Raw genomic sequence first — 14,116 nt, 5'->3', positions numbered from 1 at the left:
GTGCGGATCGACCGTCTCGATGCGGCGCTGATCCGCCTGCTCACCGAGGAGCCGCAGCTGCCGATCCTCGAGTGCGCACGGCGGCTCGGCGTCGCCAGGGGCACCGCGACGAGCAGGCTCGCGCGTCTGCACGAGGGAGGCGTGATCCAGGCGATCGTGCCGCAGCTGGACCCCGCCGGCTTCGGCTACGCGGTCGTGGCGTTCTGCCTGGTGGAGATCGACCAGAAGGTCGGCCACGATGAGGTCGCGGTCGCCCTCGCCGACGCGGTGCCCGAGATCGTCGACATGCACACCGTCACCGGGGCGAGCGACATGCAGCTGCGCCTCGTCGCTCGGGACGCCGCCCAGCTGCAGGAGGTCCTCGACAGGGTGGCGCTGGTGCCGGGGGTGGCGCGCACGGCATCCTCGATCGCGATGCGCACCCACCTGTCCGGCCGCGTGCTCCCGCTCGTCGAGCACGTCGCCGAGGCGGAGAACGGCTAGATTCCCGCGTTCGAGAACTCGCCGGTCAGCGTGCCGTCCAGATGCACGCCGTGCCCGCCGAACATGTCCGCGTCATCGAACTCCAGCGAGAACGAGCCGTCGTCGTGCGCGACGTGGATCGAGATGAGTCGCAACCGGGCGGCGAACTCGTCGCCCGTCAGCCGCGCCTCCTCGGTCTCCGCCCAGCTCTCGTTGTACATCTCCAGGAGCGCCTCGGCGGCGAACCCCGTGGCCGCCGACTGCCACTCCGAGGGTGCGGAGAGGAGCGTGGCGATCGTGCCGCACATCGTCGCCATCCGCGCATCCGTCGACGAGACGATCGACACCTCGGCGTCGTGTCCCATCCACCCCCGCCGCATCGAGTACCACCCCGTGGAGCGGTCCTCGGTCAGCGCGCCGAGATCGGCGGACAGGAAGGTCTTCGGCGTCGTCCGCGCCGCGAGGAACGACTCCAGCGCGGGGACGGACCTGGTGGGAAGAACCTCGACCAGGAGGAAGCGGCGCGGGTCGGCGAACGAGAAGCCTCGTTCTTCGAGCTGGCGTCGCGCATCGGCCTCCTCGGGGGAGAGATAGCCGTTGGAGCGCCGCACCCGCACGGTCAGGATGCTGTCGCCGGTGAGCCGCTCGCGCAGAGCGGCCAGGCCGTCGTCGTCGACGAGCTGTTCCAGTCGGCAGCTCTCGCTGATGAGGGGAGCGCCGGCGTCGATGTCCCCGTCGATCCAGGCCGCGATCTCGATCGACGCGGCCCACAGCTGGGCCGGTCCGGACGGGTGCTGCGCTCCGTGCTTCGAGGCCGAGACGCCGTTCGGCCCCGTGACGACGGTGATGTCCTCGGTGCTCCGCTCGAACTTCTGATCCTGCAGGGCGAGCTGGTGAGCCGCGTCCATCACACCCAGCCCGGCAGCCAGTTGTGCAGCAGCCAGAAGTCGTAGGGCACGCTCATGCCGGTCCACACCGGGTAGAAGAACGCCGAGACGAGCACCGCGAACGCCAGGAAGATCAGCACGGTGCGCTCACCCGACTGCCTCCGATGCAGAGGATCCTCACGACGCCCCGCGATCACGCGCATCGTGACGGCGAGCCCGATCACCATGAACGGCATCATCGCGACCGTGTAGAACTGGAAGATCGTGCGCTCGGGGAACAGCAGCCACGGCACGTAGGTCGCGGCCAGCCCGATCAGCGGGTAGGTGAGCGCGGGGTCGAGCGGCTGCTTCGCGATCCAGCTGCGCACCAGACGGTAGAGCAGGTAGACGGATGCCGCCACCGCCGCGTACCAGATGAGCGGGTTCGGGATGCTGGAGATCACCGCGATGCAGTGGTCGGTGCCGCACCCGCTGGGTTCGGCGCCGACCCACACCGCGGTGGGGCGCAGCAGGAGGGGCCACTCCCACGCGGGGCTCGCGTACGGGTGCCCGCTGGTGAGGCCGACATGGAAGTTCAGGATCGCCTGGTGGTAGCGCCAGAGCGAGGCGAAGGGGTTCGGGTCGAGGTCGCGGTTGTAGCCGCCGGAGGTGACGAGCCAGCCCGTCCAGCTCGCGAGGTACACGGCGAACGCCGGGACCACCAGGAGCACGAACGACACGGGGCCCTGCTTGAAGGCGGCGGCGGTCGGCCACAGCACGACTCCCGCCCGGCGCCGGGCGAGAGCATCCGTCACCACGACGTAGAGTCCGAAGGCCGCGAGGACGTACAGCCCCGACCACTTCACGGCGCACGCGGCGCCGAAGGCGAGCCCGGCGGCGACGAGCCATGGGCGTCGCCAGAGCACGCGCCCCCACATCGGATCGGGGGCGTCGTCGTCCCTGCGCTCCAGGAGGGGGATCGTGCGCTCCCTGTCGTACAGGACGAACAGGACGCCGAGCATGATGAAGAAGGTGAGGATGCCGTCGAGGAGGGCGATCCTCGAGAGCACGATGCTGAGCCCGTCGATCGCGAGCAGGCCGCTCGCCACCGACGCCACGACGACCGAGCCGGTGAGCCTGCGCGCGATGAGGTAGGTGAGCAGCACGGTCCCGGTGCCGAGGAGAGCGGTGGCGAGGCGCCAGCCGACGCTGTTGTCGGGTCCGCCGAGAGCCATGCCGAGAGCGATCAGCCACTTGCCCAGAGGCGGGTGGACGATGAACGCGCCCTTCGCGTCGAGCGGGAGCTGCTGCAGCGTGATGAACGCCTCGTTCGCGTTCTCACCCCACGTCCCCTCGTACCCCAGGGTCCACAGCGACCAGGCGTCCTTGACGTAGTAGGTCTCGTCGAAGGCCAGCTGATGGGGGTGCCCGAGGTTCACCAGTCGCAGCACACCGGCGAGCAGGGTGATGACCAGCGGCGCGAACCAGTGGATCATCCGCCCCCAGTCGGGGCTGCGCAGGATGCTGTCGCGCAGCTGTCCGTAGCGGGTGAGGCGCTCCTCGGGGGCGGGCAGCAGGGGCACGGGCGCGGTCACGGGTACAGCCTAGACAACGCGCATAGGCTGAGCGTGTGATCATCCTCGCCGCCACGCCCATCGGAAATCTCGGCGACGTCTCTCGCCGCCTCATCGAGGTGCTGGAGAACGCCGAGGTCGTGGTCGCGGAGGACACCCGCACGACCGGCCGCCTGCTGCAGGCGCTGCAGATCGCGAACCGCCCGAGGCTCATCGCCCTGCACGACCACAACGAGAAGCAGAAGGCCGGCGAGCTCGCGGCCCTCGCCCTCGAATCGGACGTCGTCGTGGTGAGCGACGCAGGGATGCCGGCCATCAGCGACCCCGGCTACGGTCTCGTCGCCGAGGCCGTCGCCCAGGGGGTCACGGTCACGGCGATCCCCGGCCCGAGCGCGGTGCTCATGGCGCTCGCGATCTCTGGCCTGCCGACCGACCGCTTCACCTTCGAGGGCTTCCTCCCTCGCAAGCCGGGGGAGAGACGTTCGACGCTCCGCGCGCTCGCCGCAGAGCCGCGCACCATGGTGTTCTTCGAGTCCCCGTCCCGGCTCGCCTCGTCGCTGGCCGACATGGGCGCCGCCTTCGGAGACGACCGGCGGATCGCCGTGTGCCGCGAGCTGACCAAGTTCTACGAGGAGGTGCGCCGCGGCTCGGCATCCGAGCTCGCAGAGTGGGCCGCCGACGGCGTGAAGGGCGAGATCGTCGTCGTCGTCGAGGGCGCACCGCGCCGAGAGGCCTCGCCCGACGACGCGCTGGCGCAGGTGCAGTCGCTCGTGGCGTCGGGCCTCAGGCTGAAGGAGGCCGCGGCGGAGGTCGCCGGACTCACCGGCCTGTCCTCGCGCGATCTGTACCAGGCCGCGCTCGCCGCGAAGAAACCGTGACGCCCTCCGCGGATGCCGCGGTCGGCGCCGCCTACGACGAGCGTGCGGACGAGTACATCGATGTGGCCGGCACGCTCGCGCAGATGGATCAGCGCGACCGTGACACGATCGCGCAGTGGCGGGACACGTGCTCCGGCCCGCTCCTCGACGCCGGATGCGGTCCGGGGCTGTGGGCGGAGTTCCTCGCCCGAGGGGGACGCGAGGTGCGCGGCATCGACCTGTCGGCCGCGTTCATCGCCGCTGCTCGCGCCGCGCACCCTCAGCTGAGGTTCGACGTCGGCTCGTTCCGCGCGCTCCCCGTCGAGGACGGCTCGCTGGGCGGCATCCTCTCCTGGTACTCGCTGATCCACACCGAACCGGACGAGGTCCCCGCCGTGCTCGCGGAGTTCGCCCGCGCGCTCGCGCCCGGCGGAGGCCTTCTGCTCGGCTTCTTCGACGGGCCGTCGCGGCAGGGTTTCGACCACCGGGTGGCGCCGGCCTGGTTCTGGACGCCGGCGACCATGAGCGAGCTGCTCGCGGATGCCGGATTCGAGGTGACACGCACCGAGGTCCGCGGGCGCGACGCCGCGGAGATCAGCGTGCGCCCGCATGCGGCGGTCGCGGCGGTCCGCTCTCCGTCGACGCGGCGAGAGCGTACGCTCTCTCCATGACGCGCAGGCGATCGGGGCTTCGGCCGGGGGTGCTCGGCATCGTCGCCGTGCTGCTCGGCGCCGGCCTCGGCGAGCTCGTCGCCGCGTTCTTCGCCGCGTCGGCCAGCCCGTTCGCCGCGGTCGGCGGCGCGCTGATCGACCTCGCCCCGGCCTGGGCGAAGGACACCGCGATCGCCCTGTTCGGCACGGGGGACAAGATCGCCCTGCTCACCGGGATCGCCATCGTCCTCGCGGCCGTCGCCTTCGGTGCGGGGATGCTGGAGCGACGGCGTCGCTCCGTCGGCGCGGCCGTCGTCGCGGCGATCGGCATCGCCGGTGCGGTCATCGCCGTCATCCGCACCGACCTCGGCCTGCTGGCGGCGCTGCCCTCCCTCGTCGCGGGCGGCGCCGGAGCGATGACGCTGCGCGCGCTCGTGTCGCTCGGCGAGACCGAGCAGGAGAGCGCTCAGGACCAGGACCGGCGGCGGTTCCTCATCTGGACGGGAGCCGCGACGGCCGCGGGCCTCCTGGCCGTCGCGGCGTCGCGCATCGCGACGGGAGCGTCCAGGGCCGTCGAGGCCGTGCGCGCCGCCCTCCGACTGCCCGCGCCCGCGACGTCGGCGCCGGCCGTCCCTGCGACCGCAGAGCTCGGCATCCCCGGCCTGGCGCCGGTCGTCACACCGAACGCCGACTTCTACCGCATCGACACGGCGCTCGTCGTTCCCCAGGTCGACCCGAAGGACTGGTCGCTGCGCGTGCACGGGATGGTCGATCGGGAGGTCGTGCTCACGTGGGACGAGCTGATCGCCTCGCCGCTCACCGAGGCCGATGTGACGCTCGCGTGCGTCTCCAACACCGTCGGCGGCGATCTCATCGGCAACGCGCGGTGGCTCGGCCTCCCCGTGCGAGAGGTGCTCGCCCGCGCCGGGGTGGATGCGGATGCCGACATGGTCCTGTCCACGTCGATCGACGGCTTCACGGCGTCCACCCCGCTCGAAGCGCTCACCGACGATCGCGATGCGCTGCTCGCGATCGGGATGAACGGCGAGCCGCTGCCCATCCCGCACGGCTTCCCCGTGCGGCTCGTGGTGCCGGGGCTCTACGGCTACGTGTCGGCGACGAAGTGGGTCACCGAGCTCGAGGTCACCCGCTTCGACCGCGCGACGGCGTACTGGACGACCCGGGGGTGGTCGGAGCGCGGACCCATCAAGCTGCAGTCGCGCATCGACGTGCCGCGTGGCTCGATCGACGCGGGCGACACGGTCATCGCCGGCATGGCCTGGCAGCAGCACGTCGGCGTCCGCGGCGTCGAGGTGCGCATCGACGGAGGACCGTGGCGGCCCGCGACGCTCGCGACGGCCATCTCCGACGACACCTGGGTGCAGTGGAGCCTCCCGTGGGCGGCCGAGAGCGGGCAGCACGACATCGAATGCCGGGCGGTCAGCGCCGACGGCGTCACGCAGACCGATGCGCTCGCGCCCCCTGCTCCGGACGGCGCCACGGGGTGGCACCGCATCTCGGTGACGGTGCGCTGACGCGGCGTAACCACCCTCGGCATCCCACCTAGAATTGTCCCCATGCCCGCAGGCGAATCGTTCTACATCACCACGCCCATCTACTACCCCTCCGATGTGCCTCACATCGGCCACGGGTACACGTCGGTGGCTGTCGACGCGCTCGCGCGCTGGCACCGCCAGGGCGGTGACGACACCTGGATGCTGACGGGCACCGACGAGCACGGGCAGAAGATGCTCCGCGCCGCGGCGGCGAACAACGTCACGCCGCAGGAGTGGGTAGACAAGCTCGTCACCGAGGCGTGGTTCCCGCAGCTGGCGACCCTCGACGTCGCGAACGACGACTTCATCCGCACCACGCAGGCGCGGCATGAGGAGCGCGTGAAGAAGTTCGTGCAGGCCATCTACGACCGCGGGTACATCTACGCGGGCGAGTACGAGGCGCTGTACTGCGTGGGCTGCGAGGAGTTCAAGCCCGAGTCCGAGATCCTCGACGGCACCGGACCGTTCGAGGGGCTGAAGGTCTGCGCGATCCACTCGAAGCCGCTGGAGCTGCTCCAGGAGAAGAACTACTTCTTCAAGCTCAGCGAGTTCCAGGACCGCCTGCTCGAGCTGTACAAGACGGAGCCCGACTTCGTGCGCCCCGAGTCGGCCCGCAACGAGGTCGTCTCGTTCGTGCGCCAGGGGCTCAAGGACCTGTCGATCTCGCGGTCCGCGTTCGACTGGGGCATCGAGGTCCCGTGGGACAGCTCCCACGTCATCTACGTGTGGGTCGATGCGCTGCTCAACTACGCCACCGCCGTCGGCTACGGCGAGGACGAGGAGACGTTCGCCCGTCGCTGGCCCGCGTACCACGTGGTCGGCAAGGACATCCTCCGCTTCCACGCCGTCATCTGGCCCGCGATGCTGATGGCCGCGGGGCTCGACGTGCCCAAGGGCGTGTTCGCGCACGGCTGGCTGCTCGTCGGCGGCGAGAAGATGTCCAAGTCGAAGCTCACCGGCATCGCGCCGACCGAGATCACCGACGTCTTCGGCTCCGACGCGTACCGCTTCTACTTCCTGTCGGCGATCGCGTTCGGGCAGGACGGCTCGTTCTCCTGGGAGGACCTGTCGGCCCGCTACCAGGCCGAGCTCGCCAACGGGTTCGGCAACCTGGCCTCGCGCACCACGGCGATGATCGAGAAGTACTTCGAGGGGATCGTGCCGCCCGCGGCCGAGTACACCGAGAAGGACCTCGAGATCCAGCGGATCGTCGCGGATGCCGCGTCGAACGCGGACGCCGCGATCGAGCAGTTCCGCATCGACGAGGCCATCAAGGAGATCTGGACCATCGTCGACGCGCTCAACGGCTACATCACCGAGAACGAGCCGTGGGCGCTGGCCCGCGACGAGGATCAGCGCGCCCGCCTCGGCACCGTGCTGTACACGTGCGCGGAGGGGCTGCGCGCCCTCGCCGTGCTGCTCTCGCCGGTGATGCCGAAGTCGACCGAGAAGCTGTGGATCGCGCTGGGCGCGGCCGAGACGCTCGGACGTCTGCAGGACCAGCCGATCCGCGAGGCCGGAGCCTGGGGCGTGCTGCGCCCCGGCACGAGCGTCAACGGTCTCGCACCGCTGTTCCCGCGGGTGGAGTCGACCGTCTGACCCATGGCTCACACCTACGTGCAGTCCCGGGACGGCGACGGGCGCAAGGATCTGCGGTACCCCGCGGCTCCTGAGCCCCTCGCCGTCCCGGTGTACGACAACCACGCGCACCTGGAGATCCTCGACGGCGACGAGCCGCTCTCCTTGACGGAGCAGCTCGATCGGGCGCAGGCCGTCGGCATCGCCGGTGTCGTGCAGGCGTCGGGTGACATCGAGTCGTCACGGTGGGCGGTGGAGGCGGCGGCATCCGACCCCCGCGTCCTCGCGGCCGTGGCGATCCACCCCAACGACGCCCCGGTGTACGCGGAGCAGGGGCGCCTCGACGAGGCGATCGCGGTGATCGACGAGCTCGCGGCGCACCCCCGCACGCGTGCGATCGGCGAGACGGGGCTCGACTTCTTCCGCACGGAGCCCGACCGCAGGGATGCGCAGTTCGAGTCGTTCGAGGCGCACATCGCGCTCGCGAAGAAGCACGGCATCGCGATGCAGATCCACGATCGCGACGCGCACGACGCCGTGCTGGAGACGCTGACGAGGGTCGGCGCCCCCGAGCGCACGGTCTTCCACTGCTTCTCCGGCGACGACGTCATGGCGAGGACGTGCGCGGATGCCGGCTACCACCTGTCGTTCGCCGGCAACGTGACCTTCAAGAACGCGCAGAACCTCCGCGATGCGCTCAAGGTCACCCCGATCGAGCGCATCCTCGTCGAGACGGACGCGCCGTTCCTCACCCCGACTCCGCTGCGCGGCCGCCCGAACGCGCCCTACCTCGTGCCGATCACGGTGCGCTTCATGGCCGCCGAGCTCGAGGTCGACGTCGACGAGCTGTGCGCGCAGCTGGCCGCCAACACGCTCCGCGTCTACGGCGCTTTCGCCTGAACGATGGCGGAGATCGGCCGCCACACGAACAGCAGCGTGAGGGCCGCTCCGGCGAAGGCGAACCACCACGGCGCGGTGAGACCCCACACCTCGGCGATCACTCCGCCGAGCGCCTGGCCGATGACCATGCCGCCGAACACCCCGACCATGTTGACCGAGGCCACCCTGCCCTGCAGGGCCGCGGGGACGAGCCGCTGCCGGACGGTCGTGGAGATCGTGCCCCACACGAACGCGTACGCGCCGAAGACGAACATGATGATCAGGGCGACCCAGCCCGCGGTGGTGAGGGCGAACGCGAGGTGCATGACCACCTCGAGCGACAGCACCACGCGCATGAGCGTCGCGAACGACACGTGGCGCTCCAGCCAGCCGAAGCTCACCGTGGCGAGCAGACCACCGGCCGCCGACGCCGTCGTGAGGGCGCCGTAGCCCACGGCGCCCATGTGCAGGTGCTCGGTCGCGTAGAGCACCAGCACGCCCCACGGGGCGGCCCACGTGACGTTGAAGAGCAGGATGATCAGCACGAGCATCCGCACCGGGGGATTGCGCCACAGCCAGCGCACGCCCTCTGCGATGTCGGTGTGCACGGGGGCGTGGGTCTCGCGCGGCGGCACCGGCGTCTTCGCCATGCGGGAGATGAGCACGACGGCGAGCCCCACGCACACGACCTCCAGCAGGAACGGCCACGCCGTGCCCGCCGCGAAGAGGAACGCGCCGAGGGGAGGACCGGCGAACTGGTTCGCCACGAGGTATCCGGCCTGCAGCCGCGCGTTGCCGATCCCGAGGTCGGCCGGCTGCACCAGCATGGGCAGCAGCGTGCTGCCCGCGGTGTCGACGAACACCTCGGCCGTGCCGTACAGGAACGCCACCGCGAGCACGACCCAGATGTTCGCGGTGCCCGTCACGAGGAAGACGCACAGGGCGAGCAGCACGACGGCTCTCGCCGTGTTGGCCATCATCACCAGGCGGCGGCGGTCGAAGCGGTCGGCGATCGCCCCCGCGTGCAGGCCGAAGACCAGCCACGGCAGGAACTGCAGGATGGCGCCGGCGGCGACGAGGATCGGCGAGGACGTCATCGACGCGATCAGCAGGGGAGCGGCGGCGAGAGCCACCCCGTCTCCGACGTTGCTCGTCCACGACGACGCCAGCAGCCACCGGAAGTCGCGACCCATGCGGCGGGGCGCGATCAGTTCACCGATGGAGGGCATCCCAGAAGACTACTGAGGGTAGGAGACAATGGGAGGATGACCGTCACCCTCCTCGGCGCCACCGAGATCCGCAGTCTTGCCGCCGAGCTCGACGTCACCCCCACCAAGAAGCTCGGACAGAACTTCGTCGTCGACGCCAACACCGTGCGCAAGATCGTGCACGCGGCTCGCGTGCAGCCGGGGGAGCGCGTCGTGGAGGTCGGCCCCGGCCTCGGATCGCTGACCCTTGCGATCCTCGAGACGGGGGCATCCGTCACCGCCGTCGAGATCGATCACCGTCTCGCCGCCCGTCTCGCGCAGACGGCCGTCGAGCACGGGGTCGACCCCGAGCGGCTGACGGTGGTGGACGCGGATGCGCTGCGCATCACCGAGCTGCCCGGCGAGCCGACGGTGCTGGTCGCGAACCTGCCCTACAATGTCTCGGTCCCCGTGCTGCTGCACTTCCTGGAGAACTTCGACTATCTGCAGCGCGGGGTGGTCATGGTCCAGGCCGAGGTCGCCGAGCGGATCGCGGCGAAGCCGGGGTCCAAGATCTACGGCGCCCCCAGTGTGAAGGCGGCCTGGTACGGCGAGTGGAAGCTCGCGGGCACCGTGTCGCGCCAGGTCTTCTGGCCCGTGCCGAACGTCGACAGCCTCCTGGTCGGGTTCGACCGCGCCGAGGGCGAGCGCGGCCCGATCGAGGAGAGGCGGCGCACCTTCGAGATCGTGGACGCGGCCTTCAACCAGCGTCGCAAGATGCTCCGCCAGGCGCTGTCCGGGCTCTTCGGCAGCTCCGCCGCGGCATCCGCCGTGCTCGTCTCCGCCGGCGTCGCCCCGACGGCGCGCGGCGAGGATCTTACGGTCGATGACTATCAGCGCATCGCTCAGCACGCCCTGTCCGCCGCGGAGGACTAATCTGGCACGGTGACAGAGTCTCCGCGCTTCCGACCCGACGTCCCCGAACTGCACCGCCCGTACGCGGCCGACGAGAGCCGCTACCAGCGGTTCGGCTACCGCCAGGTCGGCAGCTCCGGCCTGTACCTCCCGCCGATCTCGCTCGGCCTGTGGTGGAACTTCGGCGACAACATCCCGCTCGACAACCAGCGCGCGCTGCTGCGTCACGCGTTCGACAACGGCATCACGCACTTCGACCTCGCGAACAACTACGGCCCGCCCTACGGATCCGCGGAGAAGAACTTCGGCCGCATCTTCGCCGAGGACTTCCGTCCGTACCGCGATGAGCTCATCATCTCGTCGAAGGCGGGATGGGACATGTGGCCCGGCCCCTACGGCGACTTCGCGAGCCGCAAGTACATCCTCGCGAGCGCCGAGCAGTCGCTGACCCGGATGGGGCTCGACTACGTCGACATCTTCTACTCGCACCGGGTCGACCCCGTGACGCCCATCGCCGAGACCGTCGGCGCGCTGGACACGCTCGTCCGTCAGGGCAAGGCGCTCTACGTCGGCATCTCCTCGTACAGCGCGGAGCGCACGGCGGAGGCCGTCGAGGTGGCGAGGGAGCTCGGCACCCCGCTGGTCATCCACCAGCCGGCCTACTCGATCCTGAACCGCTGGGTCGAGGACGGCCTGACCGACACCCTCCGGGAGAGCGGGCTCGGCGCGATCGCCTTCACCCCGCTCGCGCAGGGGCTGCTCACCGACAAGTACCTCGGCGACGGCACGGCGACCCGGGCGCAGAAGCGCGGTTCGCTGCCGGACGCCCCTCTCACCGAGGAGGCCGTGCAGACGCTCCGCGCGCTGAACGAGGTCGCGCGCGAGCGCGGCCAGTCGCTGGCCCAGCTCGCACTGCAGTGGACGCTGCGCGACCCGGTGGTGGCCTCGGCGCTCATCGGAGCCTCCCGTCCGGAGCAGCTCGACGAGAACATCGCCGCGGTGAACGGTCCTGAGCTGACCGTCGAGGAGCTCGCGCGCATCGATGAGCTGGCCGGCGCGATCGACGTGAACCTGTGGGCGAAGTCCTCGGAGCTCTGAGCGGGTCATGAGCATGGCATCGTCGTCGCCCCGCGTGCACGTGCGCGCACCGGGGAAGATCAACGTGTACCTCGGTGTCGGCGGACGGCATGACGACGGCTATCACGCGCTGGCGACGGTGTTCCAGGCGGTCTCCCTCTACGAGGACGTGATCGCGAGGCACGCGGATGACTTCTCCCTCGTCGTGCGCGGAGTGGAGGACCCGGATGCGGTGCCCCTCGACGACCGCAACCTCGCGATGAGGGCGGCGAAGCTGCTCGCGGCCGCCGCTGGTTACGAAGGGGGCGTCGCTCTGGAGATCCGCAAGAGCGTCCCCGTCGCGGGCGGGATGGGCGGCGGCTCGGCGGATGCGGCGGCGGCGCTCGTCGCGTGCGATGCGCTGTGGGGCACGGGCTTCTCGCAGGCACGCCTGCACGAGCTCGCGGCCCGGCTCGGCGCCGATGTGCCGTTCGCGCTGCACGGCGGCACGGCCGTCGGCACGGGGCGCGGCGATCAGTTGAATCCCGCGCTCGCGCGCGGACGCTTCGACTGGGTGCTCGTGACCAGCGAGGAGGGGCTGTCGACGCCGGTCGTGTACGGACGTCTGGACGCGCTCCGCGATGAGGAGGGCGCGCTCGCCGACGATCCTCCGCTGTCCCTCGACGTCCCTGTCGCGGTGCTGCAGGCGCTGAGGTCCGGCGACCCCGAGGCGCTCGCGGAGTGCCTCTTCAACGACCTGGAGGCGGCGGCGCTCGACGTGCGCCCCGATCTGGAGCAGACGATCCTTGACGGCATCCGCGCAGGGGCGCTGCGGGGGATCGTGTCGGGCTCCGGCCCGACCATCGCGCTGCTGTGCGCGGATCCGGAGGGCGCGCAGCACGTCCAGGCCGCGCTGCGCGAGGCCGGAGTGGATGCGCTGCACGTGCACGGGCCTGTGCCCGGCGCCCGCATCATGGGCTGAGCCCGACCGCCGAGCCACGCCGGAGCGGGATTATCCCCGGCTCTGCGGCCCACCCGTGTGACGGCCCCGAGGGTACGGTGAGGAGAGGACGTCCTTCGGCGGTCAGGTGCCGTCATGACGGCGTTCCGGACGGGAGTCATGATGTCTGAAGCGATCATCGTCGGAGCGGTGGAGTCATCGGCGGGAGCCCATGCGATCGCCTGGGCCGCCCAGCGTGCAGCGGACCGGGAGCAGCGCATCGTGCTGTACGGGATCGTCGGAGGCGCGGCAGGCGCCGTCGGCGCGTCGTCCATGATCTCCGACGCGCTGCAGGCGACGGAGGAGTTCCTCCAGGGGCAGGCGGAGACGCTGCGTGCCCGCGGGCTGTCGGTCGAGACGCGGACGGATGCCGGAGATCCGGTCGCGCTCCTCATCGAGGCGTCGAGGTCGTCTGCTCTGCTCGTCATCGGCAGCGACTATCGCGGTCCAGGGACGGGTCCTGCGCGCGGGGTGCACGGCATCCGCATCGCCGCGGGAGCCCATTGCCCTGTCGTCGTCGTGCCGGATCACGACCTCGACGCCACGGGACGGACCGGCGTCGTCGTCGGCGTCGACGGATCGCCCGTGTCGGAGGCCGCCGTCCGCTTCGCGGCGAGTGAGGCCGACCGGCTGGGCGAGCCGCTCATCGCGGTCACGACCTGGACTCCCCTCCCCGCGCCCCGGCACAGCGGCGCCTACCCCCACGGCTATCTGGAGTCGATGAGCGCGATGGCCGAGGAGACGCTCGCCCTCGCGCTCGCCGGTCTCCGCCAGGACTATCCCGACCTTCGGATCGACGCCAGGACGCAGCGCGGATATCCGTCGGAGGTGATCAACGGCATCGCGGCGACGTCCCGACTGGCCGTTATCGGTTCGCACGGCCGGGGGCCGATCGCGAGGTTCCTGCTCGGCTCGATCAGCCATGAGGTGCTCGCGAGGCTCGCGACCGCGACCGCGATCGTCCGGTGACCGGGCTCTCCGCCGAAGCCGGACGTTCATCGGCGGTTCATCCGGACCCGTGATCGGTAGACGCCGGAGTCTCCTAGCGTGGCGGTACGCAAACCACCACAGGGAGTGATCATGGGACTGTTCAACCGCAAGTCGCCGCAGGACCGCCAGGAGGAGGCCATGCAGATGGCCGACGACATCGCGGCCGGGCGGGGGTTCATGGGCAAGATGACGAAGGCCTTCATGGGCAGCGAGTTCACCGACGCGATGAAGCAGGCGACGTCGTCGATCCATCAGGCGGAGCACGTGGCGGCCCTGCGGGCGGCCGGCGTGCCGACGCAGGAGGCGACCGTGCTCGGGATGCAGGACACCGGGCAGACGATCAACGACAATCCGAGCATCGTGCTGACACTCCAGGTGGGGGCGCAGGCCGTGGCGATCCAGGCGCTGGTGTCGCGTCTGGAGATCCCGCGGGTGGGGGAGCAGGTGCTGGTGCTCGCGGACCCGCAGTCCGGGGGGCTGCTGTACGCGGGGCTCGCTCCCCGCGGCTGAGGGGGGCGCATGTCGCGCCCTCTCGGGTTTCGGGTC

At 70.8% G+C, this 14,116-nt stretch carries 14 protein-coding genes; 11 read left to right on the top strand and 3 right to left on the bottom strand.

The features are described from left to right. A complete protein-coding gene (locus tag CQ047_RS00350; protein WP_105672295.1) occupies positions 1-483 on the top strand; it encodes an Lrp/AsnC family transcriptional regulator in 483 nt (160 codons plus the stop codon). Here the strand turns inward: CQ047_RS00350 and CQ047_RS00345 are convergent. Beyond that, positions 480-1,370 (bottom strand): DUF2262 domain-containing protein, encoded by an 891-nt coding sequence (locus CQ047_RS00345; protein ID WP_105672294.1) that lies wholly within the window; start codon positions 1,368-1,370, stop codon positions 480-482. The two genes, CQ047_RS00350 and CQ047_RS00345, sit on opposite strands and share 4 nt — an antisense overlap. Then, positions 1,370-2,923: a dolichyl-phosphate-mannose--protein mannosyltransferase gene (locus CQ047_RS00340; protein WP_105672293.1), complete on the bottom strand. Its 1,554-nt coding sequence runs from the start codon at positions 2,921-2,923 to the stop codon at positions 1,370-1,372. The genes CQ047_RS00345 and CQ047_RS00340 overlap by 1 nt, the downstream gene beginning before the upstream one ends. A 35-nt stretch (positions 2,924-2,958) precedes the next feature. Between CQ047_RS00340 and rsmI the strand changes: the two genes are divergently transcribed. The 5 genes from rsmI to CQ047_RS00315 are packed head-to-tail and all read left to right on the top strand — an operon-like array spanning position 2,959 to position 8,443. Then, complete coding sequence (gene rsmI, locus CQ047_RS00335) at positions 2,959-3,780, top strand: 16S rRNA (cytidine(1402)-2'-O)-methyltransferase (RefSeq protein ID WP_105672292.1); 822 nt, start codon at positions 2,959-2,961, stop codon at positions 3,778-3,780. Next, entirely contained in the window at positions 3,777-4,430 is a 654-nt protein-coding gene (locus tag CQ047_RS00330; protein ID WP_105672291.1) for a class I SAM-dependent methyltransferase, read from the top strand. The genes rsmI and CQ047_RS00330 overlap by 4 nt, the downstream gene beginning before the upstream one ends. Continuing rightward, positions 4,427-5,944 carry a molybdopterin-dependent oxidoreductase gene (locus CQ047_RS00325; protein WP_105672290.1) on the top strand — a complete coding sequence of 506 codons (1,518 nt, stop codon included), beginning with the start codon at positions 4,427-4,429 and terminating at the stop codon, positions 5,942-5,944. Before CQ047_RS00330 ends, CQ047_RS00325 begins: the two co-directional genes overlap by 4 nt. A gap of 42 nt (positions 5,945-5,986) precedes the next feature. After that, entirely contained in the window at positions 5,987-7,564 is a 1,578-nt protein-coding gene (gene metG, locus CQ047_RS00320; RefSeq protein ID WP_105672289.1) for a methionine--tRNA ligase, read from the top strand. Positions 7,565-7,567: 3 nt separating this feature from the next. Continuing rightward, positions 7,568-8,443 (top strand): TatD family hydrolase, encoded by an 876-nt coding sequence (locus CQ047_RS00315; protein ID WP_105672288.1) that lies wholly within the window; start codon positions 7,568-7,570, stop codon positions 8,441-8,443. Here CQ047_RS00315 and CQ047_RS00310 read toward each other — a convergent pair. Beyond that, positions 8,425-9,651 (bottom strand): MFS transporter, encoded by a 1,227-nt coding sequence (locus tag CQ047_RS00310; RefSeq protein WP_105672287.1) that lies wholly within the window; start codon positions 9,649-9,651, stop codon positions 8,425-8,427. The genes CQ047_RS00315 and CQ047_RS00310 overlap by 19 nt on opposite strands. Positions 9,652-9,687: 36 nt before the next feature. Between CQ047_RS00310 and rsmA the strand changes: the two genes are divergently transcribed. The 5 genes from rsmA to CQ047_RS00285 all read left to right on the top strand — a co-directional run bounded on the left by rsmA (position 9,688) and on the right by CQ047_RS00285 (position 14,080). Next, entirely contained in the window at positions 9,688-10,545 is an 858-nt protein-coding gene (rsmA, locus tag CQ047_RS00305) for a 16S rRNA (adenine(1518)-N(6)/adenine(1519)-N(6))-dimethyltransferase RsmA (RefSeq protein ID WP_105672286.1), read from the top strand. Positions 10,546-10,554: 9 nt separating this feature from the next. Beyond that, positions 10,555-11,622 carry an L-glyceraldehyde 3-phosphate reductase gene (mgrA, locus tag CQ047_RS00300; protein WP_105672285.1) on the top strand — a complete coding sequence of 356 codons (1,068 nt, stop codon included), beginning with the start codon at positions 10,555-10,557 and terminating at the stop codon, positions 11,620-11,622. Between the two features lie 7 nt (positions 11,623-11,629). After that, positions 11,630-12,562, top strand: coding sequence for a 4-(cytidine 5'-diphospho)-2-C-methyl-D-erythritol kinase (locus tag CQ047_RS00295; protein ID WP_105672284.1), 933 nt, complete (start codon positions 11,630-11,632; stop codon positions 12,560-12,562). Between the two features lie 138 nt (positions 12,563-12,700). Continuing rightward, positions 12,701-13,549, top strand: a complete 849-nt coding sequence (locus CQ047_RS00290; RefSeq protein ID WP_308737037.1) for a universal stress protein — start codon at positions 12,701-12,703, stop codon at positions 13,547-13,549. A gap of 111 nt (positions 13,550-13,660) precedes the next feature. Continuing rightward, on the top strand, positions 13,661-14,080 hold the full coding sequence (locus CQ047_RS00285; RefSeq protein WP_105672283.1) for a hypothetical protein: 420 nt from the start codon (positions 13,661-13,663) through the stop codon (positions 14,078-14,080). Positions 14,081-14,116 lie beyond the last annotated feature (36 nt).

The organism is Microbacterium sp. MYb72 (assembly GCF_002979415.1).
Taxonomy (GTDB): domain Bacteria; phylum Actinomycetota; class Actinomycetes; order Actinomycetales; family Microbacteriaceae; genus Microbacterium; species Microbacterium natoriense.
Note: the sequence above shows the minus strand (reverse complement) of the source record. Positions and strands in the feature narration are given on the sequence as shown.

What these genes read in the sequence shown, in the direction of transcription:
- rsmA (WP_105672286.1), top strand. Translation starts at nt 9,688, where the DNA reads ATGACCGTCACCCTCCTCGGCGCCACCGAGATCCGCAGTCTTGCCGCC.
- CQ047_RS00315 (WP_105672288.1), top strand. Translation starts at nt 7,568, where the DNA reads ATGGCTCACACCTACGTGCAGTCCCGGGACGGCGACGGGCGCAAGGAT.
- CQ047_RS00325 (WP_105672290.1), top strand. Translation starts at nt 4,427, where the DNA reads ATGACGCGCAGGCGATCGGGGCTTCGGCCGGGGGTGCTCGGCATCGTC.
- CQ047_RS00290 (WP_308737037.1), top strand. Translation starts at nt 12,701, where the DNA reads ATGATGTCTGAAGCGATCATCGTCGGAGCGGTGGAGTCATCGGCGGGA.
- CQ047_RS00310 (WP_105672287.1), bottom strand. Translation starts at nt 9,651, where the DNA reads ATGCCCTCCATCGGTGAACTGATCGCGCCCCGCCGCATGGGTCGCGAC.
- CQ047_RS00295 (WP_105672284.1), top strand. Translation starts at nt 11,630, where the DNA reads ATGAGCATGGCATCGTCGTCGCCCCGCGTGCACGTGCGCGCACCGGGG.
- CQ047_RS00345 (WP_105672294.1), bottom strand. Translation starts at nt 1,370, where the DNA reads ATGGACGCGGCTCACCAGCTCGCCCTGCAGGATCAGAAGTTCGAGCGG.
- metG (WP_105672289.1), top strand. Translation starts at nt 5,987, where the DNA reads ATGCCCGCAGGCGAATCGTTCTACATCACCACGCCCATCTACTACCCC.
- CQ047_RS00285 (WP_105672283.1), top strand. Translation starts at nt 13,661, where the DNA reads ATGGGACTGTTCAACCGCAAGTCGCCGCAGGACCGCCAGGAGGAGGCC.